This window comes from Salinirubellus salinus (assembly GCF_025231485.1).
In the GTDB taxonomy this organism is placed as follows: Archaea; Halobacteriota; Halobacteria; order Halobacteriales; family Haloarculaceae; genus Salinirubellus; species Salinirubellus salinus.
The window spans coordinates 1,755,738-1,774,559 of the sequence record NZ_CP104003.1; the positions used below are offsets into that span (position 1 = coordinate 1,755,738).

General features: G+C 70.5%; 23 protein-coding genes. 14 read left to right on the top strand and 9 right to left on the bottom strand.

Going from position 1 to position 18,822, the window contains the following annotated elements; all coding sequences use genetic code 11:
- Positions 1–5 precede the first annotated feature (5 nt).
- The 6 genes from N0B31_RS09635 to N0B31_RS09660 all read left to right on the top strand — a co-directional run bounded on the left by N0B31_RS09635 (position 6) and on the right by N0B31_RS09660 (position 5,875).
- Entirely contained in the window at positions 6–1,190 is a 1,185-nt protein-coding gene (locus N0B31_RS09635; RefSeq protein ID WP_260643649.1) for an alpha-hydroxy-acid oxidizing protein, read from the top strand.
- Between the two features lie 625 nt (positions 1,191–1,815).
- Positions 1,816–2,100: a hypothetical protein gene (locus N0B31_RS09640; RefSeq protein WP_260643650.1), complete on the top strand. Its 285-nt coding sequence runs from the start codon at positions 1,816–1,818 to the stop codon at positions 2,098–2,100.
- Between the two features lie 103 nt (positions 2,101–2,203).
- The gene (locus tag N0B31_RS09645; protein WP_260643651.1) at positions 2,204–2,401 is read left to right on the top strand and encodes a hypothetical protein; all 198 of its coding nucleotides are present in this window, start codon (positions 2,204–2,206) and stop codon (positions 2,399–2,401) included.
- Between the two features lie 258 nt (positions 2,402–2,659).
- Positions 2,660–3,613: a transcription initiation factor IIB gene (locus N0B31_RS09650; protein WP_260643652.1), complete on the top strand. Its 954-nt coding sequence runs from the start codon at positions 2,660–2,662 to the stop codon at positions 3,611–3,613.
- A 79-nt stretch (positions 3,614–3,692) separates the two neighbouring features.
- Positions 3,693–5,282 (top strand): succinic semialdehyde dehydrogenase, encoded by a 1,590-nt coding sequence (locus N0B31_RS09655; RefSeq protein WP_260643653.1) that lies wholly within the window; start codon positions 3,693–3,695, stop codon positions 5,280–5,282.
- Positions 5,283–5,353: 71 nt separating this feature from the next.
- Positions 5,354–5,875 carry an Rv1443c family protein gene (locus N0B31_RS09660; RefSeq protein WP_260643654.1) on the top strand — a complete coding sequence of 174 codons (522 nt, stop codon included), beginning with the start codon at positions 5,354–5,356 and terminating at the stop codon, positions 5,873–5,875.
- 21 nt (positions 5,876–5,896) lie between these two features.
- Here the strand turns inward: N0B31_RS09660 and N0B31_RS09665 are convergent, their stop codons facing one another.
- A complete protein-coding gene (locus N0B31_RS09665) occupies positions 5,897–6,766 on the bottom strand; it encodes a class I SAM-dependent methyltransferase (RefSeq protein WP_260643655.1) in 870 nt (289 codons plus the stop codon).
- A 92-nt stretch (positions 6,767–6,858) separates the two neighbouring features.
- Here N0B31_RS09665 and N0B31_RS09670 point away from each other — a divergent pair, with 92 nt between their 5' ends.
- Complete coding sequence (locus tag N0B31_RS09670) at positions 6,859–7,272, top strand: GIY-YIG nuclease family protein (protein ID WP_260643656.1); 414 nt, start codon at positions 6,859–6,861, stop codon at positions 7,270–7,272.
- Here the strand turns inward: N0B31_RS09670 and N0B31_RS09675 are convergent.
- From N0B31_RS09675 to lrpA1, 5 genes are all read right to left on the bottom strand, one after another.
- On the bottom strand, positions 7,269–8,228 hold the full coding sequence (locus N0B31_RS09675; protein WP_260643657.1) for a DMT family transporter: 960 nt from the start codon (positions 8,226–8,228) through the stop codon (positions 7,269–7,271). The two genes, N0B31_RS09670 and N0B31_RS09675, sit on opposite strands and share 4 nt — an antisense overlap.
- 227 nt (positions 8,229–8,455) lie before the next feature.
- A complete protein-coding gene (locus N0B31_RS09680; RefSeq protein ID WP_260643658.1) occupies positions 8,456–9,043 on the bottom strand; it encodes an NAD(P)/FAD-dependent oxidoreductase in 588 nt (195 codons plus the stop codon).
- A gap of 74 nt (positions 9,044–9,117) precedes the next feature.
- Positions 9,118–9,594 (bottom strand): SRPBCC family protein, encoded by a 477-nt coding sequence (locus tag N0B31_RS09685; RefSeq protein ID WP_260643659.1) that lies wholly within the window; start codon positions 9,592–9,594, stop codon positions 9,118–9,120.
- Positions 9,595–9,662: 68 nt separating this feature from the next.
- Positions 9,663–9,923 (bottom strand): hypothetical protein, encoded by a 261-nt coding sequence (locus N0B31_RS09690; protein WP_260643660.1) that lies wholly within the window; start codon positions 9,921–9,923, stop codon positions 9,663–9,665.
- 6 nt (positions 9,924–9,929) lie between these two features.
- Positions 9,930–10,358 carry an HTH-type transcriptional regulator LrpA1 gene (lrpA1, locus tag N0B31_RS09695; protein WP_260643661.1) on the bottom strand — a complete coding sequence of 143 codons (429 nt, stop codon included), beginning with the start codon at positions 10,356–10,358 and terminating at the stop codon, positions 9,930–9,932.
- Positions 10,359–10,659: 301 nt separating this feature from the next.
- On the opposite strand from lrpA1, the gene ilvD reads away from it, so the two are divergent.
- From ilvD to N0B31_RS09715, 4 genes are all read left to right on the top strand, one after another.
- On the top strand, positions 10,660–12,411 hold the full coding sequence (gene ilvD / locus N0B31_RS09700) for a dihydroxy-acid dehydratase (protein ID WP_260643662.1): 1,752 nt from the start codon (positions 10,660–10,662) through the stop codon (positions 12,409–12,411).
- A gap of 53 nt (positions 12,412–12,464) precedes the next feature.
- Positions 12,465–13,397, top strand: coding sequence for a DUF3267 domain-containing protein (locus tag N0B31_RS09705; protein WP_260643663.1), 933 nt, complete (start codon positions 12,465–12,467; stop codon positions 13,395–13,397).
- A 119-nt stretch (positions 13,398–13,516) separates the two neighbouring features.
- A complete protein-coding gene (locus N0B31_RS09710) occupies positions 13,517–15,361 on the top strand; it encodes an L-aspartate oxidase (protein WP_260643664.1) in 1,845 nt (614 codons plus the stop codon).
- A gap of 66 nt (positions 15,362–15,427) precedes the next feature.
- The gene (locus N0B31_RS09715; RefSeq protein WP_260643665.1) at positions 15,428–16,189 is read left to right on the top strand and encodes a hypothetical protein; all 762 of its coding nucleotides are present in this window, start codon (positions 15,428–15,430) and stop codon (positions 16,187–16,189) included.
- Here N0B31_RS09715 and N0B31_RS09720 read toward each other — a convergent pair.
- Positions 16,186–16,413, bottom strand: a complete 228-nt coding sequence (locus tag N0B31_RS09720) for a hypothetical protein (RefSeq protein WP_260643666.1) — start codon at positions 16,411–16,413, stop codon at positions 16,186–16,188. The genes N0B31_RS09715 and N0B31_RS09720 overlap by 4 nt on opposite strands.
- Before the next feature lie 103 nt (positions 16,414–16,516).
- Between N0B31_RS09720 and N0B31_RS09725 the strand changes: the two genes are divergently transcribed.
- The 3 genes from N0B31_RS09725 to N0B31_RS09735 are packed head-to-tail and all read left to right on the top strand — an operon-like array spanning position 16,517 to position 17,976.
- Positions 16,517–17,479: an alpha/beta fold hydrolase gene (locus tag N0B31_RS09725; protein WP_260643667.1), complete on the top strand. Its 963-nt coding sequence runs from the start codon at positions 16,517–16,519 to the stop codon at positions 17,477–17,479.
- Between the two features lie 43 nt (positions 17,480–17,522).
- Positions 17,523–17,654: a hypothetical protein gene (locus tag N0B31_RS09730; protein WP_260643668.1), complete on the top strand. Its 132-nt coding sequence runs from the start codon at positions 17,523–17,525 to the stop codon at positions 17,652–17,654.
- Between the two features lie 4 nt (positions 17,655–17,658).
- A complete protein-coding gene (locus tag N0B31_RS09735) occupies positions 17,659–17,976 on the top strand; it encodes a DUF5658 family protein (protein ID WP_260643669.1) in 318 nt (105 codons plus the stop codon).
- A 16-nt stretch (positions 17,977–17,992) separates the two neighbouring features.
- Here the strand turns inward: N0B31_RS09735 and N0B31_RS09740 are convergent, their stop codons facing one another.
- Positions 17,993–18,457 carry a DUF8036 family membrane protein gene (locus N0B31_RS09740; RefSeq protein WP_260643670.1) on the bottom strand — a complete coding sequence of 155 codons (465 nt, stop codon included), beginning with the start codon at positions 18,455–18,457 and terminating at the stop codon, positions 17,993–17,995.
- Positions 18,450–18,764, bottom strand: coding sequence for a winged helix-turn-helix domain-containing protein (locus N0B31_RS09745; RefSeq protein ID WP_368389235.1), 315 nt, complete (start codon positions 18,762–18,764; stop codon positions 18,450–18,452). Before N0B31_RS09745 ends, N0B31_RS09740 begins: the two co-directional genes overlap by 8 nt.
- Positions 18,765–18,822: the final 58 nt, after the last annotated feature.

The following is an 18,822-nucleotide window of genomic DNA, read 5'->3' on the forward strand; positions in this document are numbered from 1 at the left end:
CACACATGAGCAGCGAGGAGAACCCGGGGAACGCACGCCAGCGGGAGATATTCGTCAACGGCGCGGCCGGCATCGAGCCGGAGGTACCGGTCACGTTCGAGGAACTGGAGGAGGCCGCACTGTCGGTGATGGCCCCGGAGGCGGCCGACTACGTCGCCGGCGGGGCCGGCTCCGAGAACACGGTCGCACGCAACGGTGCCGCGTTCGACCGCTGGCGCATCGTCCCCCGCTTCCTCCGGGACGTCGCCGAGCGCGACCTCTCGGTCGAACTGTTCGGCGAGCGGTACGACCACCCGCTCCTGCTCGCACCCATCGGCATCCAGAGCATCTGCCACGAGGAGGGTGAGCTGGCGACGGCACGGGGGGCGGAGGACGCCGGCGTCCCGTTCGTCGTCTCATCGGTCTCGTCGTTCACGATGGAGCAGGTGGCCGAGGCGATGCCGGAGACGCGCAAGTGGTTCCAGCTCTACTGGTCCTCGGAACGCGAGGTGGCGCGGTCGTTCGTCGAGCGCGCCGAGGAAGCGGGCTACGAGGCCATCGTCGTCACGGTGGACACACCCGTGCCGGGCTGGAAGGAGCGTGACCTCTCGCGGGGCTACCTCCCACAGCTCGTCGACGGCGAGGGGATGGCGAACTACACGAGCGACGACGCGTTCTGCGACCTGCTGGACGCCCCACCCGAGGAGAACGAGTTCGCGACGGTCCAGACGTTCTTCGACGTGTTCGGCAACCCCTCGCTGACCTGGTCCGACATCGAGTGGCTCCGCACGAAGACGGACCTCCCCATCGTCGTGAAGGGGCTGCTCCACCCCGAGGACGCCCGCGAGGCCGTCGAGCGGGGCGCGGACGGCGTGATCGTCTCGAACCACGGCGGTCGACAGGTCGACGGTGCCATCTCGGCCATCGAGGCCCTGCCGCGGATCCGGGACACCCTCGGCGACGACGTGACGGTCCTGTTCGACTCCGGCATCCGGCGGGGTGCGGAGGTGCTGAAGGCGCTCGCCCTCGGCGCGGACGCGGTCTGTCTCGGCCGGCCGTACGTCTACGGCCTCGCGGTCGACGGCGAGAACGGTGTCCGGGAGGTGTGCCGGAACGTCCTCGCGGACCTCGACCTGACGATGGGCCTCTGCGGCCGGACGCGCGCCGCGGGCCTCGACCGCTCGCTCCTGCTCGACGAACGGAACCTCTGACAGGTCCGGTCGGTGAGAGGTCGAGACCAGCGCGAGATTCCCAACGCGTATCACGGAGGTTCTCGGGATTCTCCGGGCGCATGACCGTGGTGTGCCATAGCGTGTCAAAACGGCGAAAGAACTAATGTGTCACCCTCGATAGCGAAAGGTACGCTCGTTCACACGAGCGGTGACCCACCATGACCGCACTCCCGAACCCGATGGCCGCTGTGTCCTACAGCGGTGCGTCCACCATCCAGAAGTGGGCGTTCGGGCCGGAGTGCGTTGATGGGACTCACCTTCGCACCCGGCCCGCCGCGTAACGCTCGTCACGCGACGGACCGGGGTTCTCTACCCACCCCGGAGCGTCAGGCTTCGACCGCCCGCTCCGGGGGGTGTGTTCCCCATTCCTCGCGTCGAGCTACGTGGCACCGGCCGGTGTGCCGCCCGCCCCGTGTCGTCCGCGTGGCGTCCCCGACGCCACGGTCACGGTCGTCGACTTCGCCGGCGACCGACGGCACGTGAACAGCCCTCGCCAGCCCCCTCCCGGACAGCGGCGGCGCTGTCCGCCAGGCGACCACACCGCTCCCCGCGGTTCCAGACGAACCGCACGGCCCACGGCGCGTTCGACTCGCGCAGGGAGCCTATGTCAGTCCAGCGAACCCCGCAACGGGTCCGAGCGGAAGTCGAGCTGCGCGTCCCCCGCGGTGCGATGGGTGACCTCGAGCAGGGCGTCCACGACGTCCTCTCGAAGGTCGACGCCGTCGGCTGCGTCGAGCGAGCCGAGGTCCGGGACGTCCGGCCCACCTCGTTCGACATCCACGTCACCGTCGCGGCGGCCCTCGAAGTCAGGGCCGAGCGCGCGGACGTGCGCGAGACGCTGCTCGACGGCTTCGGCATCGAACGACTCGAACACGTCGAGTACGGTTGAGGCGGGCGCGTGGTCGCGGCGTGTGAGGTCCCTCCCGACGGGGGTCTCGCACACGGCCGTCCGATTCGGTCCCCGCCCTTCCGGCACCTGCCGGATGAGTACCGTGTTACGAGACCCACAGACCCGACGCACAGCAGAGAGATACCGACCGCGCCGCGCCCCGCCGCTGGCCGTCACCGCGGCGGTGGCGGCCGTCCCGCCGCTGGCAGTCGTGGTGGCGACCTACCCGGTCGTCGCCGCGGCGCTGGCGCTGACCGCGACCGTCCTCGTGGCCGCCCGACGGCGGCCCGAACGGGCGTGATGACCTGGGCGATTCCCCCCGGGGCGTTCCGACGGCGCGACGCGGTCGACCCGAAGTGCGGGTGCTGGTGCACCCTCCGTGTGGTTCGATCCCGCACGCACTCCTCGTTCGTGTCGCCGGCCCGCCCCGAGCTCCGCGTCGACAGTCGCGCAGGCGGCCGGTTCCGCACCGTGTGAACACGTGTGGAAGCCGGCAAGGCTTGCTCGAACGCGTGACACAAAGGTTTTATATATGCTCTCGCACGTCCACAAAAGTGTAATGGAAGGCCCGACACGCCAGCGAGAGCGGAGTCTCGAAACCGAGGAGCAGTCCGAGGAGGAGACGACAGGCTGTCCGGAGTGCGAGTCCGAGAACCTCGTCCAGAGCGGCGAGGGGGAACTCGTATGTGACGAGTGCGGTCTGATCCTGGAGGAGGAACACATCGACCGCGGACCGGAGTGGCGGGCGTTCAACCACACCGAACGACAGAACAAGTCCCGCGTGGGCGCGCCGACCACGCAGACGATGCACGACAAGGGGCTGACCACCCAGATCGACTGGAAGGACAAGGACGCCTACGGCCGCTCCATCTCCTCCGAGAAGCGGTCGCAGATGCACCGTCTCCGCAAGTGGCAGGAGCGCATCCGCACCAAGGACGCCGGCGAACGCAACCTCCAGTTCGCCCTCTCGGAGATCGACCGGATGGCCTCGGCACTCGGTGTGCCCCGATCGGTCCGCGAGGTCGCCTCCGTCATCTACCGGCGCGCGCTGAAGGAGGACCTCATCCGCGGGCGTTCCATCGAGGGCGTCGCCACCTCCGCACTGTACGCGGCCTGCCGGCAGGAGGGCATCCCACGCTCGCTCGACGAGGTGGCCGAGGTGGCCCGCGTCGAGCAGAAGGAGATCGGTCGCACGTATCGCTACATCGCACAGGAACTCTCGCTCGGGCTGGAGCCGGTCGACCCGGTCCAGTACGTCCCGCGGTTCTGTTCGGAACTCGGCCTCTCGGAGGAGGTCGAGCAGAAGACCCGCGAGATCATCAAGGTCACCGCCGAGAAGGGGATGCTGTCGGGCAAGTCCCCCACCGGCTACGCCGCCGCCGCCATCTACGCCGCCTCGCTCCTCTGCAACGAGAAGAAGACCCAGCGCGAGGTCGCCGACGTCGCGCAGGTCACCGAGGTCACCATCCGCAACCGCTACCAGGAGCAGATCGAAGCGCTCGGCATCCACTGACTCGGTAGCCCGGCCCCGTTTAACTACACCCGTTCTCTCGCGGCCGTAGCGTTATGCCGACAGCGCCACATATAGCGGTATGACAGTCAGCGAGTCTTCGAGCGACGTCGCGGTCGAGGCCGTCACCAAGGAACACCGGACGGTCCGCGGCCTGACCGGCCTGGTCACGCAGGCGGACGAGCGCGAGCAGATGACCATCGAGGAGCCGTACACGGGCGACCCCATCGGGGCCATCCCGCTCTGTGACGCGGCGGACGTGGACCTCGCCGTCGAGCGAGCGAGGGAGGCACAGCAGGCGTGGGCCGAGCGCGCGCCAGCCGAGCGGGCCGAGGTGCTCACGCGGTTCCGGAAGCTCGTCCTCGACCGCCGCGAGAAACTGATGGACATCGTCCAGCTGGAGACGGGCAAGGCCCGGCGGACGGCGTTCGAGGAGATACAGGTCGTGGCGATGACGGCCGGCTACTACTCCCACCGCGCCGAGCAGTTCCTCGCCAGCGAGAAGCGCAAGGGCGCCATCCCCGGCGCGACGGAGACGCGCGTCCACCACCACCCCGTCGGCGTGGCCGGACTCATCACGCCGTGGAACTTCCCGTTCGAACTCGCGCTCTCGGACGCCCTGCCCGCGCTGCTGGCGGGCAACGCCGTCGTCATCAACCCGGCCGAGCAGACCAGCCACGTCGCGCTCTACGGCAAGCGCCTGCTGGAGGAGGCTGGCCTCCCCGCCGACCTGTTCCAGGTCGTCACCGGCCACGGCCCGACCATCGGCGAGCCGCTCATCAAGGCGGTCGACTACGTCGGCTTCACCGGGTCGACGGCGACGGGCCGTATCGTCGCCGAGCAGGCCGGCAAGCACCTGAAGAAGGCCTCGCTCGAACTGGGCGGCAAGAACCCCGCCATCGTCTTCGAGGACGCGGACTTCGACCGCGCCATCCCCGGCCTGATCAACGGCGCGTACTCGAACACCGGGCAGCTGTGCATCTCCATCGAGCGCATCTACGTCCACGAGTCGCGCTACGAGGAGTTCGTCGACCGGTTCGTCGCCGCCACCGAGGACGTCGAACTCGGCGCGACGTACGACTTCGGCCCGGACGTCGGCTCGCTCGTCTCGAAGGAGCAACTGGAGAAGGTCGTCGCTCACGTCGCGGACGCGAAGTCGCGGGGCGCCACCGTCCACACCGGCGGCGAGGCGCGTCCGGACGTCGGCCCGTACTTCTACGAGCCGACGGTGCTGACCGACGTCGAACTGGACATGGACCTCTGCTGTGAGGAGACGTTCGGGCCGGTCGTCGCCATCTACCCGTTCTCGGACACCGAGGAGGCCATCGCGAAGGCCAACGACACTGACTACGGGCTGAACGGCTCCGTCTGGACCGAGGACGCCGAGTTCGGCCGCGAGGTGGCCCAGCAGATCAGGGCTGGCACCGTCAACGTCAACGACGCCTACGGCCCGACCTACGCCTCCATCGACGCGCCGATGGGCGGAATGAAAGACTCCGGCATCGGCCGGCGCCACGGCCGCGAGGGCATCCTCAAGTACACCGAGGCGCAGACCGTCGCCGTCCAGAAGGGACAGGGGATGGCCCCGCCCGACGGCGTGCCGTTCTGGCTCTACGCGAAACTGACGACGGGAGCACTACGCCTGATGGACAAGATCCCCGGCCTGCGGTAGGCCGAGCCCCACCGCCCGTTTCGCCGTCGGCCAATCGACCTTCTTCTCGCCGTGGCGCGTACCCGGTCTCGATGACGGGCGACGACACTGGCAGGAGTCTCGAACTGACGACGATACTCGACGCCCAACCGGAGCGGGTCTGGGCGGCCGTCCGGACCCCCGCCCTCCTCGAGCACGTCGCCGCGCCGCTGTTCACCTTCGACCCGGTCGACCCACCGGCGTTCCCGGAGACGTGGGGCGAGGACGAGTACCTCGTCGCGATGCGACTGTTCGGGGTTCTCCCGCTCGGCCGACAGTGGGTCCGGACCGAGCGTCTCGCGGCCCGTGAGACGCCCGGCGAGCAGTTCTACCAGCTCCGCGACGACGGGAGCGGGACGCTCGCGTCGACCTGGGACCACCGCATCACGCTCCGCGAGACGGCCGACGGCGTGACCGCGTACACGGACGAGGTGCGTGTCGAGGCAGGGGTGCTGACGCCGCTGGTCTGGCTGTTCGCGAACGGCTTCTACCGACACCGTCAGCGCCGCTGGCGGCGGCTGGTGGCGCGGTGGGCGGCGGAGGCGAGCGACACGGACTCGGTCAGGGTCGAGTAGGGCCTCCCGGTCCGGCCCTGTTCACGCCCGACAGACCGCGAGCATGTGCGCCGAGTGGTCGACGACGTACCGGTCCTCGCGCAAGACGTCGAGCGTCTCCCGGACCACCGCGCGGTGCTCGTCGGTCAGGTCGTCGAGGTGGTCGCGGCGCTGGGAGAACGGTCCCTCCAGCGCCGCGAGCGTCTCGACGCGCAGGCCGCCCGCCTCGAGGAGCGACTCGAACTCGTCGACCCGAAAGAGGTGCATCTGCTGGACGGTCGGGTCGCGGCCGTACCGTTCGAGCAGCGCCTCGTCGTAGTCGCCGGTGCGCGCGAGGTCCGCGAGCAGTTCGGTGTCGTCATCGGCCTCGGGGACCCGTCCGGCGTGGCGCAGCATCCGGGTGACGCTCGCCATGAGTCCCATCACGGAGACGAAGACGGGCGCGCCGTCGGCGGTGACCCGTCGGAGTTCGCGGACCGCCTGCTCGCGGTCGGCCGTCTCGAGGACGTGCGAGAGCGGGCCACCGAGACACAGCGTGGCGTCGAACGCGTCGTCGGGTGCCGGGAGCGCGGACACGTCGCCGCGGCCGACCGTCACCCGGTCGCCGACCCCCCGTTCGTGGGCCTTCTCGCGGGCGAGTGCCGCCTGCCGCTCCGAGAGGTCGAGCAGCGTCACCTCGTGGCCGCGCTCGGCCAGCCACACCGCGTAGCGACCCGCACCCCCGCCCGCGTCGAGGACGTGGCCCGTGGCCGGGAGATGCCGGTCGAGGTACTCGACGGTGGCCTCCCACTCCAGCCGGTGGTGGAAGTCCCGGTCGAGGCGCTCCCACTCGCGCTCGCCGTACTGGTCGTAGAACGTGGCCACGTCGAGGGGGACGTCGCCCGTGGCCTCGGGCGTCGCGTCGTCGCGCATACACGAGGGCGCCACCCGCGAGTACCTGTATCCTCGGGTCCGACGGGTCGGTCTGTCACACCTTCTTGGGGTTCGCGCCCGTCGGTCCGACCGTGCCGCGAGGGACGTACACGCTGGTGCTGGAACTGACTGCCGACGCCTCGGTCGAGGTGGGCGCCCTCGGCGAGTGCGCGTTCGAGGCGGGCCACTACGCCTACACCGGGAGCGCGTTCGGGGCCGGTGGGCTCTCGCGCGTCGACCGGCACCGCGACCTCGTGACCGGGGCGCGGGAGGTACGCCACTGGCACGTCGACTACCTGCTCTGTCACCCGGCGACACGGCTTCGGGAGGTGGTGACGACGGAGGGAGCGGACGTGGAGTGTGCCGTCGCCCGGCGTCTCCCAGACGGTCCCGTCGGAGGGTTCGGGTCGTCGGACTGTGACTGCGAGAGCCACCTCGCGACGCTCGGGGAGGCCCCCATCGAGACGGTCCGGACGGCGCACGAGCGCGCACGTCGCGACGACTAGTCCGGGGTGGGGTCGCCCACCGGGTCCTCCGGGTCGGGGGGCTCAGCCTCGCGAGCACGGGTGGTGACGTAGATGCCGCCGAGGACCACCGCGCCGCCCGCGAGCGTGAGGAGGTCGGGGACCTCGGAGAGCAGGACGACGGCGAGCAGGGTGCTCCCGACGGGTTCGCCCAGCAGCGAGACGCTCACCACGGAGGCTTCGAGGTGCCCGAGCGCCCAGTTGAACACGGTGTGGCCGAAGATGCCGGGGCCGACGGCCATCCCGAGGAACAGGAGCCACTCCTCCGTCGGGTAGTCGAACAGGGTCGGGCCGAGCGCTCGGCCGGCGGCGAGGGCGTCGCCGAGGACGAACGCGAACAGCGCGACCGCACAGACACCGTAGACGACGACCACGTACGGGACCAGCGGGACGCGCTGGCGGAGCGAGCGGCCTGCGAGGTAGTACGCCGCGACCATCACCGCCCCGACCACCGCGAGTGCGTTCCCGTAGAGCGGGCGTGAGGCCGCACCCCCGCCCTCGGCCGCGGACATCAACACCATCCCGACGAGCGCGACGGCGATGCCGGCGGCTTTCGTCCGGCCGACGCGCTCGTCCAGCAGGAGGGTGGCCCCCACGGCGACGAACACGGGCTGTGACTGGACGAGCGTGACACTCGCGGCGACGGTGGTCCAGCGCAGCGACTCGAACCACGTCGCGAAGTGGAGCGCCAGCGCCAGTCCCGAGCCCCCCGCCACGAGCAGGTCGCGCGCCGAGAGCGACCGGAGTGCCGTGCCGTAGCGGGTGAACGCGAACGGTGCGAGCAGCAGGGTCGTGAACAACACGCGGTAGAACGCCTTGACGATCGAGGGTGCGCCGCTCCAGCGGACGAGGATGGCACTCGTCGACACTGCGAGGACGGCGACGACGAGCGCCGCCAGCGGAGGGACCGACGCCTCGGCCCGGTCGACGAGGTTCACGCTCTGGGGTACGACGGGAGGTGCTTACCGGTGTCGGTCGCGCGGGACCGGAAGGTCCGCGAGTTGCGCGAACGGCGGCGCCGTGAGCGCGGCGGACACACGGACTCTCCGAGGGTTCAAGTCGGAGAGCGGGACCAGACGGCCCGTGACCTGAACACGGGGCGCGTCGGTCACGGCTGGAGTGTGGCACGCCGACGCGCCGTTAACCCACGTGCCACCTGTTCGCCCTACTCGTCGCCCTCGTCGGTGAGCAACTCGCCCACCGCTTCGGCGTCGGCCGGCACGTCGAAGTCGTGGTAGTGGTCGCCGCGCTCCTTCGAGAGGACGTTCAGCGCCGCGGCCGCCCCGTCGCCCGCGGAGATGACGGCCTGCCACTCCTCGGCGCGGACCATCGCCCCCGTCGCGTAGGCGTCCTCGACGCTCGTCTCCATGGTCACGTCGACAGCCACGAGGTCGCCGTCGAACGCACAGCCCAGTGCTTCGGCGAGGTCACGGTTCGCGCCCGTCGCCAGCACCAGGTAGGCCGACTCGTGGGTCTCGCCGTCGACGGTGACGGCGAACCCGTCGTCGGTCCGCTCGACGCTCGTGACCTCTGCCTCGTGGCGCTCGACGCCGAACGAGTCGACCTGTGCGCGCGCCGTCTCGAGGAACGCGCTCCCGTCGACCGAGCCGATGCCGAGGTAGTTGAACAGGTGGGCCTTGTGCATCCAGGTACCGTCGGTGTCGAACACCGTCGTGGAGAGGCCGTTCTTCGCGGTGAACAGGGCGGCCGAGAGGCCGGCGGGACCGCCGCCGACCACGATGACGTCGGACATCATCCCCATCGTACGCTACGGAGTGACAAAAGCCCAGGAGTGACACACACGTCACCAGCTGTCCGTTCGGGCGGCTACTCGAGGAGTTGCTTCGTCTTCCGGTGGCGATACCGGAACATCGGCTCGAAGCCCACCCAGTTGCCCAGCGGTCCCAGCGCCCCGCCCACGACGGGGAGGCTGTACTCAACCCGGTCGGCGACGATGGTCGCCCCGTCGTCGGCGAAGAAGCGGTGGGTGTGTACCCACTCGGGGAACGGTCCACCCTCCATCTCGTCGCGGAAGTAGGCGCTCCCCTCGCGTTCCTCGCGCTCGGTGATGACGGAGGTCCACGTCTGTCGCGGGCCGACGCCGCCCGGCTGCATCGCCATGTCGATGCGGCTCCCCGGCTCGAGCACATCGGGGTCGGCCTCGCCGTCGGGGCCGGTGACGCCCTCGACCTCGAGGTTCATGAACGTCGGCGTGAGCGCCTCCAGTCCCGAGACCTGCGAGTGGAACGCCCACACCTCGTCGAACGGGGCGTCGACACGGGTCTCCCGCGTGTAAATCGGCATACCACACGTAGGTCCGGGACGGTGAAAACGGCGCGGGTCCCGGTAGCGTTCGGGGGCGGTCGGCCCGGTCAGTCGGCGTAGACCAGTCGGTCCACCACGGGGTCGATGGTGACGATGGAGCCGAGCCACAGCACCGCGAGAGCGATGGTGCCGAGCCACGCCGTCGTCGGGAAGATCGGCCCGGCGCTGGCGAGGAAGAGGGACAGCGTGAGGAGGACGAGGGCGAGCGCCACGACGTCGTTCGCGAGCGCCCAGATGGCGTGCGCCTTCTCGCCGGCGGTGGCGTCGTGCCACCCCCGGCGCATCTCGTAGAGGATGTCGACGATCACACTCGCTCACTTCAGCCGTTCCTGCAGGAACGAGGGGTGGGCAGCCTCCACGCCGTCGATGGAGAGGATGTCCTCGGAGATGACCCGACCGACGGCGTCCCCGTCGGCAGCCCGGACCTCGGCCATCAGCATGTGGTCGCCGCTGGAGGTGTAGAGCTCCTCGACGGCGTCCAGTTCCTTCAGCGCCCGCGTCGCCTCGACGTAGCGCTCGCTGGCCACGTCGATACCGACGAGGGCGATGGACCTCGAGGAGAGTTTCTTCGGGTCGACGTCGGCGGTGTAGCCGACGATGACTCCGTCCGTCTCCAGTTTGTCGATGTACTTCCGGACCGTCGGCTTGGAGACCCCGACTCGTTCGGCTATCTCGGCGTAGGAGGCCTGTGCGTCGTCCTCCAGTACCGAGAGGATTCGGTCCTCCGTCGACCCCGCGCTCATGGAAGTCGCTTTGTCGGGACGGAAAAAATATGTTGCGAATCGTAAACCCGGGTGGAACGGGCCGGAGACCCCGTCCTCCGTGGCGACGAGCGGCGTGCGAACCACGGCACACAGGGGTCGGCTGGGGAGGCACGAGGGTGCTGCGGGGCGGGGCTGTTCAGTCGGGCCGTGATATCCGCGCGCGTGCCGGTTCACCCCGCCGGACGACCGCTCGCTCGCCACACCACGGGAGACCCGAGAACTTCCCAACAATATCCGCCCGACGCACGGCGTTTAAGCCGCCCCACCCCCTCGCCCCGGTATGAGCCAGCAGGAGCCACCCGAACGCGACGACGCTCCCGACCCGTCGGAGAAGCCGGACCGTCTCCCCTCGAAGGAGGTCACCGAAGGGCCCGAACGCGCCCCACACCGCGCGATGTTCCGCGCGATGGGGTTCGACGACGCCGACCTCGCCTCGCCGATGGTCGGTATCGCCAACCCCGCGGCCGACATCACGCCGTGTAACGTCCACCTCGACGACGTGGCCGACGCGGCCATCGAGGGCGTCGAGAACGCCGGCGGGATGCCCATCGAGTTCGGCACCATCACCATCTCCGACGCCATCTCGATGGGGACCGAGGGGATGAAGGCCTCGCTCATCTCGCGCGAGGTCATCGCCGACAGCGTCGAGCTGGTCGCCTTCGGCGAGCGGATGGACGCCCTCGTCACCGTCGCCGGCTGTGACAAGAACCTCCCCGGGATGATGATGGCGGCCATCCGGACCGACCTCCCCACGGTGTTCCTCTACGGCGGGTCCATCATGCCCGGCGAGCACGAGGGCCGCGAGGTGACCATCCAGAACGTCTTCGAGGGCGTCGGCTCCGTCGCCTACGGCGACATGACCGAGGAGGAGCTGGACGACCTCGAACGCCACGCCTGCCCCGGTGCCGGCTCCTGTGGCGGGATGTTCACCGCGAACACGATGGCCTCCATCTCGGAGGCCCTCGGGCTGGCCCCGCTCGGGAGTGCGTCCCCGCCAGCCGAGGACCCCTCGCGCTACGACACCGCGCGCGAGGCGGGCGAACTCGTCCTCGACGCCGTCGAACACGACCGCAAGCCCAGCGACGTGCTCTCCCGGGAGTCGTTCGAGAACGCCATCGCCCTGCAGGTCGCCATCGGTGGGTCGACCAACGGCGTCCTGCACCTCCTCGCACTCGCGGCCGAGGCGGGCATCGACCTCGACATCGAGGACTTCGACGAGATATCGAAGCGGACGCCGAAACTGGCGAACCTCCAGCCCGGCGGCACCCGCGTGATGAACGACCTCCACGAGATCGGCGGCGTGCCCGTGGTGTTGCGGCGGATGCTCGACGCCGGCCTGATACACGGCGACGCGATGACAGTGACGGGCCGCACCATCGCCGAGGAACTGGAGCACCTGGACCTGCCCGACGACGACGAGATCGAGGCGGACTTCCTCTACACCGTCGAGGAACCGCTCCACGAGGAGGGCGCCATCAAGATCCTCACCGGCAACCTCGCGCCCGACGGCGCGGTCCTGAAGGTCACCGGCGAGGACCAGTTCCACCACGAGGGGCCGGCACGCGTCTTCGAGAGCGAGGAAGACGCGATGCAGTACGTCCAGGAGGGTCACATCGAGAGCGGCGACGTCATCGTCATCCGCAACGAGGGGCCGCAGGGCGGCCCGGGGATGCGCGAGATGCTCGGCGTGACGGCGGCAGTCGTCGGTGCCGGCCACGAGGACGACGTGGCGATGATAACCGACGGTCGGTTCTCCGGTGCGACCCGTGGCCCGATGGTCGGCCACGCCGCGCCCGAGGCGTTCGTCGGCGGCCCCATCGCCGCGCTGGAGGACGGTGACGTGGTGACCGTCGACATCCCGTCGCGTGACATCTCGGTCGGCCTGACCGACGAGGAACTCGAGACACGGCTGGCCGACTGGGAGCCGCCGGCGCCGAACTACTCGTCGGGCGTGCTGGCGAAGTACGGACTGGCGTTCGACTCGGCGGCGAACGGGGCCGTGACGAACCCCGGCGTGAAGCGGGACGACTGAACGGTCGTCCGCCAGCCCCCCGTTTATCATCTCGTACCGACACTAGAGGGAGCGTGACCCCTCCCTCCGCCCCGGCGGCCGACTCCGACACCCTCCTCGCCGACCTGCAGGCCACCCGCTCGCTGACCGTCCAGTGGACGCTCGTCGGCTCCCTCGGGTTCCTCCTCTCGTTCGGCGTGTTCGCGCTGCTGTACGAACTGCTCGTCGGGGGGCCGCTCAGCCTCCGTCTCGGCCTCGACGTGCCGTGGTGGCACCCCGGACTCGACCTGCTGGCGCTCCTGCTCGCCGGGACGCTGATACTCGTCCCTCACGAGTGGCTCCACGGGCTCGCCATCCGCTACTACGGCGGAAAGCCCCGCTACGGCGTGGGCGTTTCGCACTTCGTCGTGCCCTACGCGTACGCGACGACCGACCACCGCTTCGAGCGGAACCAGTTCGCCGTCGTCCTGCTGGCGCCGCTCGTCGGCATCAGTCTCGTCGGTGTCCCCCTGATGGTCCTGACCGGGTGGGGCTGGCTCGTCCTCCCGCTCGCGGCGAACGCCGGCGGCGCCGTCGTCGACTGCTGGATGCTCCTGACGGTGCTCGGCTACCCCGCCCACGTCACCGTCGAGGACCACGAGACGGGCGTCCGCATCCTCGGCCACCCCGGCGACAGTCCACGACCGCTCTCGGTCGGCGGCCTCGTCTGGGACGCGCTGGTCGGGTCGGCGAGCGCCACCGTCGGCCTCCTCGTGCTGTTCGCCGTCCTCGGGCCGTGGCTGCTCTCGGCGCTGGGTGTCACCTCGCTCGTCTTCGGCACCCGCGGCACCCCGACGTTCCTGTTCGCGTTCGAAAGCACGGCCACGAGCGTCTCGTTCGGGTTCGGACCGGGGGTACTGGTGCTAGGTGCGGCCGCCGGGCTCGGCTACGCGTTCGTCCGGTCGCGGCGCCGCCAGCGCCGGGTGCGGGCCGAGGCGAACGACGCCGACGTGCACTCGGAGTCGTAGCCCCGACCACCGCGCCGGTTGCCGGTTTCGGTAAGGGTCGCGCGCACACGCGCGAGGGATTCTTGTGCCTCCGGCCCCTATCTCGAGATACGTTCGGCACACCGCCGAGACACACCCATATGACTCAGGAACTCCCCCCGCACGAGAGCCACGACTCTCACGAGCAGACCCCCGACTACGAGACGGTCAGCGTGCCCGTCCTCGTGATCGGTGCAGGGGCCGCGGGCGCCCGGACGGCCATCGAACTGGCCGAGCGCGGCGTCGAGACGCTCGTGGTCGGCAAGCGCGACCACGGTGACGCCCACACGACGTGGGCCGCCGGCGGCGTCAACGGCGCGCTCGGGAGCCTGGACCCCGAGGACGACTGGACCATCCACGCCGCGGACACGCTGAAGGAGGGCCACTTCCTCAACGACCCCGTCGCCGTCGAGACGGTGACCGAGGCGATGCCCGACCGCCTCCGCGAACTCGACGAGTGGGGGATGGCCTTCGACAGGACCGAGGACGGCGAGATCGCCCAGCGCTACTTCGGCGCCCAGTCGTTCCGCCGGACCGCCTTCGTCGGCGACCGGACCGGCGAGGCGATGCTCGACACGCTCGTCGCGAAGGCCCAGTCGCTCTCCATCCCGTACCGCGAGAACGTGCTCGTCACCGAACTCCTGAGCGACGGCCAGCGGGTGTACGGGGCCGTCGCCGTGGACCTCGAGGACGGCCACTTCGTCCTGTTCGAGACGGACTACGTCGTCCTGGCGGCCGGGGGCGCCTCGGCGCTCTACGGCCGGCACTCCTCGCGCGACGACGAGAACACGGCCGACGGGCCGGCGCTCGCCTACGAGGCCGGCGCGGAGCTGATGGACCTCGAGTTCGTCCAGTTCCACCCGACCGGGATGATGGGCGACCGCTACGGCGAGGAGTGGGACGGCCGCCTCGTCACCGAAGCCGTCCGTGGCGAGGGGGGCCGCCTCTACAACGCAGCCGTCTCCGCGAGCGAAGCGAGCGGAGGCTCGGGAGAACGGGGTTCTCCCGGTGGGGAGCGGTTCATGGAGCGCTACAGCCCCGACCAGATGGAGCTCGACGCCCGCGACGTCGTCGCCCGCGCCATCGCGCAGGAGGTCCGCGAGGGCCGGGGCACCGAGAACGGCGGCGTCTACCTCGACATCAGCCACCGGGACGCAGACTACGTCCGCGAGCGGCTGCCGAAGATGTACGAGCGGTTCCAGTCGCTCGGCGTCGACATCACCGAGGAACCGATGGAGGTGGCACCGACCGCGCACTACACGATGGGCGGCGTCGACATCGACTGGGAGACGGGTGCGACCCGTGTCGACCGCCTGTTCGCCGTCGGTGAGACGGTGGCGGGCGTCCACGGCGCGAACCGACTGGGGGGCAACTCCCTCGCGGAGACGGTGGCGATGGGCAAGGTGGTCGGCGAGACGGTCGCCGACCGCGACCCCGGCAGCTCCGAACTGCCCGCCTCGATGCGGGCGTACGCCGAGCGGTCGATGGCGTCGCTCCGGGAACTGGCCGCGAGCGACGGCGACGTCGCGCCGGCGGAACTCGTCGAGGAACTCCGTCGCGTGATGGACGAGCACGCCGGCATCCTCCGGGACGCCGAGAGCCTCCGCGTGGGACTCGACCGACTGGCCGGCTTGCGCGAGCGGACCGCCGACCTGCGACTGGACGGCGACCGGACGAGCGAGTCGTTCGAACTCGCGGTCGACCTCTCGTTCCTCCTGACCGTCGCCGAGTGCGTCCTGCGCGGGGCGCTCCTGCGTGAGGAGTCACGCGGTGCCCACAGCCGCACCGACTTCCCCGAGATGGACCCCGAGTGGCGGCGGAACCTCCTGTTCCACCGGACGGAGACGGGGATGGCCCACCGGAGCCGTGGCGTCGCCGAACCCAGTGAGACCGTTCGCGAGGCACTGGACGCCGGCTACGAGCTGGACTACCACCACCTCGAGTAGCGCGTCGGGGGCCCGCTCGTTTTCCGGCTTGCCAACCGCTTACCGGTCGGCGCGCCTCTCTCCGGTGTGAGAGCCGAGCACCACCGTGACACCGCTATCGAGGCGCTGGCCGACCGTGACTACCGGGCGGCCGGCGACGCCTACACGCGCGCTGGCCGGGCTGCCCTCGCGGACCCACGCGGTGCGGACGGTCCGGACCCGTTCGCCCCCGACGAGAAGGGGTGGGTCGGCCGCGGCCTGCAGTACCTCTGTGTCGCCGCCGTCGCCTACCGCGTCGCCGGTCTCGACTCGCGGGCCACCTACCGGGCCGTCGAGGGGGCGGCCGCGGCCCGCGACCTGCGGACCGTCTGGGCCGAGCCCGTCCAGCGGGCGTGCCTGACGGAGTTCGTCGGCGACTTCCACGTCGCGGGCGGCCTGGGCGGTGCGAGCGACGTGTACGCGGACGCGGCTGAGCGCTACGAAGCGGCCGCGCCAGACGACCCGATGACGTGGGCGACGACGCCGCTGTTCGAGGCGGCGAACACCGTGATACAACAGGTCGCGCGTGGGCCCGCGAACGGCGAGATAGCCGTCCAGTGGGACGACCTGCACGGGGCGGACCCGAACGACCCGGGGCCGTACCTCGCACACCGCGCGACCTACAAGGCGCGGCGGTTCTCGTCGCTGGTGGCGACGGTCGTCGACGAGGGCTCCCTCGCCGCCCCACGGGGGACGACGGAGTACGACAACGCGACGTACCGGTGTCCGTCGTGCGAGTCAACGGACGTGAACTGGACGGGTGGGTCGGTGCTGTGTCTGCGGTGTTCGGCGCGCGTGGCGGAGCGCTAGACCGACTCGACGAGGACGGCCTCCGAGCCACAGAGTAGACACTGGCCGGGGTGGCTGATGGCGACCACCTGCCGGCCACATCGGAGGCAGTGACAGAGTTCCCGTGGCGTCTCGCCCGCCTCGAGTTCCTCGACGATCTCGTCGGTCTGTGGCGGCACCGCAGCCGTCGGGCCGGCGGGGACGAACCGCGCCGCGCGGGCCGACAGGTCGGGGTCGTCGGTCACGTTCGTGATTCGTGTCGCGCGCCTAAGTGTCTCGTGGCCCCGGAACCCCCGGCGGGTTGCGCCGACCGCAGGAGGGAAAGCCACCGGTCGCCTCGCTCACTCCATGTCCGACCGACTCCGCGCGAGACTGGGGGACGCCGCCGCCCGAGCGGGCGTCGTCGCCCCGGACCTCGAGCCGTGGGCGGTCGAGGCCCGGTGGGCCGACGAGCGCTCGCGGTTCCTCGAGGTCGACGGCGCGCGGGTCCACTACCGGGACGAGGGGAGCGCGACGGCCTCGCCGTCAGGTCGTCCAGTCGCCGGTGTCACCGGCGACTCGCCGACACTCCTCCTCGTCCACGGGACGTTCGCGTCGCTCCACACGTGGGACCCGTGGGTCGACCGACTCACCGACGAGTACCGCGTCGTCCGCGTGGACCTGCCGGGCCACGGCCTGACCGGGCCGCACGCCGGTGGTTACCGGATGGCCGACCTCGTGGCGTTCCTCGAACGGGTCCGGGCGGCACTCGGGCTGGAGGCGGTGGTCGTCGCCGGCAACTCGCGGGGCGGCGAGGTGGCGTGGCGCTACGCGCTCGATTACCCCGACCGGGTGGCCGCACTCGTCCTCCTCGATTCGATGGGGTACCCGGTCCCCTCGCGGCCGGCCGTCGTCGAGGCGGCCACCAACCCCGCGCTCCAGCGGGCCTTCCGCTGGGTGACGCCGAAGTCGCTCGTCCGGCGCACGCTCTCGCAGGTGTACCACGACCCGACGGCGTGGGACGAGACGACCGTCGAGCGCTACCACGACCTGCTCCGGCGCGAGGGGAACCGCGAGGCGCTCGTCGCCATCGTGGAACGCGACCTCGACCCGACCCACCGCCACGGGGAACTGGCCGACCTCACGGTGCCGACGCTCGTCCAGTGGGGCACACACGACGCGTGGATCCCGGCGAGCGTCGGCGAGAAGTTCGCCCACGACGTGCCCGGCGCCGTCTACCGGACCTATCCCGCCGGCCACGTCCCGATGGAGGAGACGCCCGGGGCCACCGCGAGCGACCTGCGGGCGTTCCTCGGTTCTCACGTCAGATAATCTGGAGCGCACCCTTATGTACCGGCCCCGGTTCTCGCGAGCTATGAACTCGGACGAACAGTTCGCCCGCCGCATCGACACCACCGCTCTCCCGCCAGTCGCCGAGTACCTCCTGCTCGCGGCGTCGACGCTGCTGCTGGCGGCGGCGGCGAGCATGGTGCTGTTACCCGCGTGACGTGGTGGACCTCCCGTCACAGCTCGCGGACGCCGAAGGGACAGTCTGGGTCGTCGCCGTCCTCGCCTACGGCGCCGGCGACACGCTCACCACCTGGGTCGGCCTGCGCTCGGGGCGGGGAGCGGAGGCTGGGCCGCTGGCCGCGCCCCTCGTCGAGACCTACGGCATCCTCGGGCTCGTCGGCCTGAAGGTGGTCACCCTCGCCCTGTTCTACCTCACCTGGCGGGTCGCCCGTCCGCCAGCGCGGGTGGCGGTGCCGCTGGCCGTCGCCCTCGTCGGCGTCGGCGTCACCGCGTGGAACCTCGCCGTCGTCTCCGCGTAGCCGGCCGACGACGACCTCACCGCGAGGACTGGTACAGGAGCACCGTCACCGCGACGGCCGCGAACAGGTCCGGCAGGAACGCGAACCCACCGATACCGAGCCCGAGCAGCGCCCGCCGGAAGCCGAGCGCCAGCCACACGAGCGGCGAGGACGACAGCGCGTACAGCAGGAGGGCGAGGCTGAACAGCAACAGCGACCGGGTGAACGGGTTGGGCAGGTCCCGATAGAGCGAGACGTAGGTGGCCACGAGCGCCAGCAGCGTGACGACGGTGTAGGTGGAGACGAACAGTTTCAGCCGGACGAACGTCTCGATGCGGGGGCTCTGCCCGATGCGGGTCCGCGCGAGGACGAGCGAGAGCACGGCGGTGACGAACAGCGCCACGAGCAGGGCGGCGCCGGCGACGAGGACAGTCCGCTTCAGCGCGTCCCGAGCGGGGTCCGTACCCGCGTCCTCCGGTAGGGACGCCGATTCCTCACTCATCGGCGTCACCTCCCTGGGCACCCGCAGCGGTCACGTCCTCGAGGTTCGCCTTGCGGGCCACCTCGTCGAGCACGTCGCGGTTCGACTCCATCGCGTCCGTCAGGAAGTAGGTCTTGCCGTAGCCGTCACCCATCGTCATCAGTACCCCGTTCTCGGCGAGCAGTTCGAGGTGGTGCTGGACCGTCTTGTAGTCGAGGTCGAGCGCCTCGGAGAGCTGGTGGGTGTTCATCGGTGTCTCGTCGAGCGTGCGGACGATGCGCAGGCGGTTCCGGCCGCCGCGTGAGCCACCGATGAGCCACCAGAGCACCCGTCGCATCCGTCGGTCGATTGCTCGGGAGGGGTGATAAACGGGGGGTGCCGTGGGT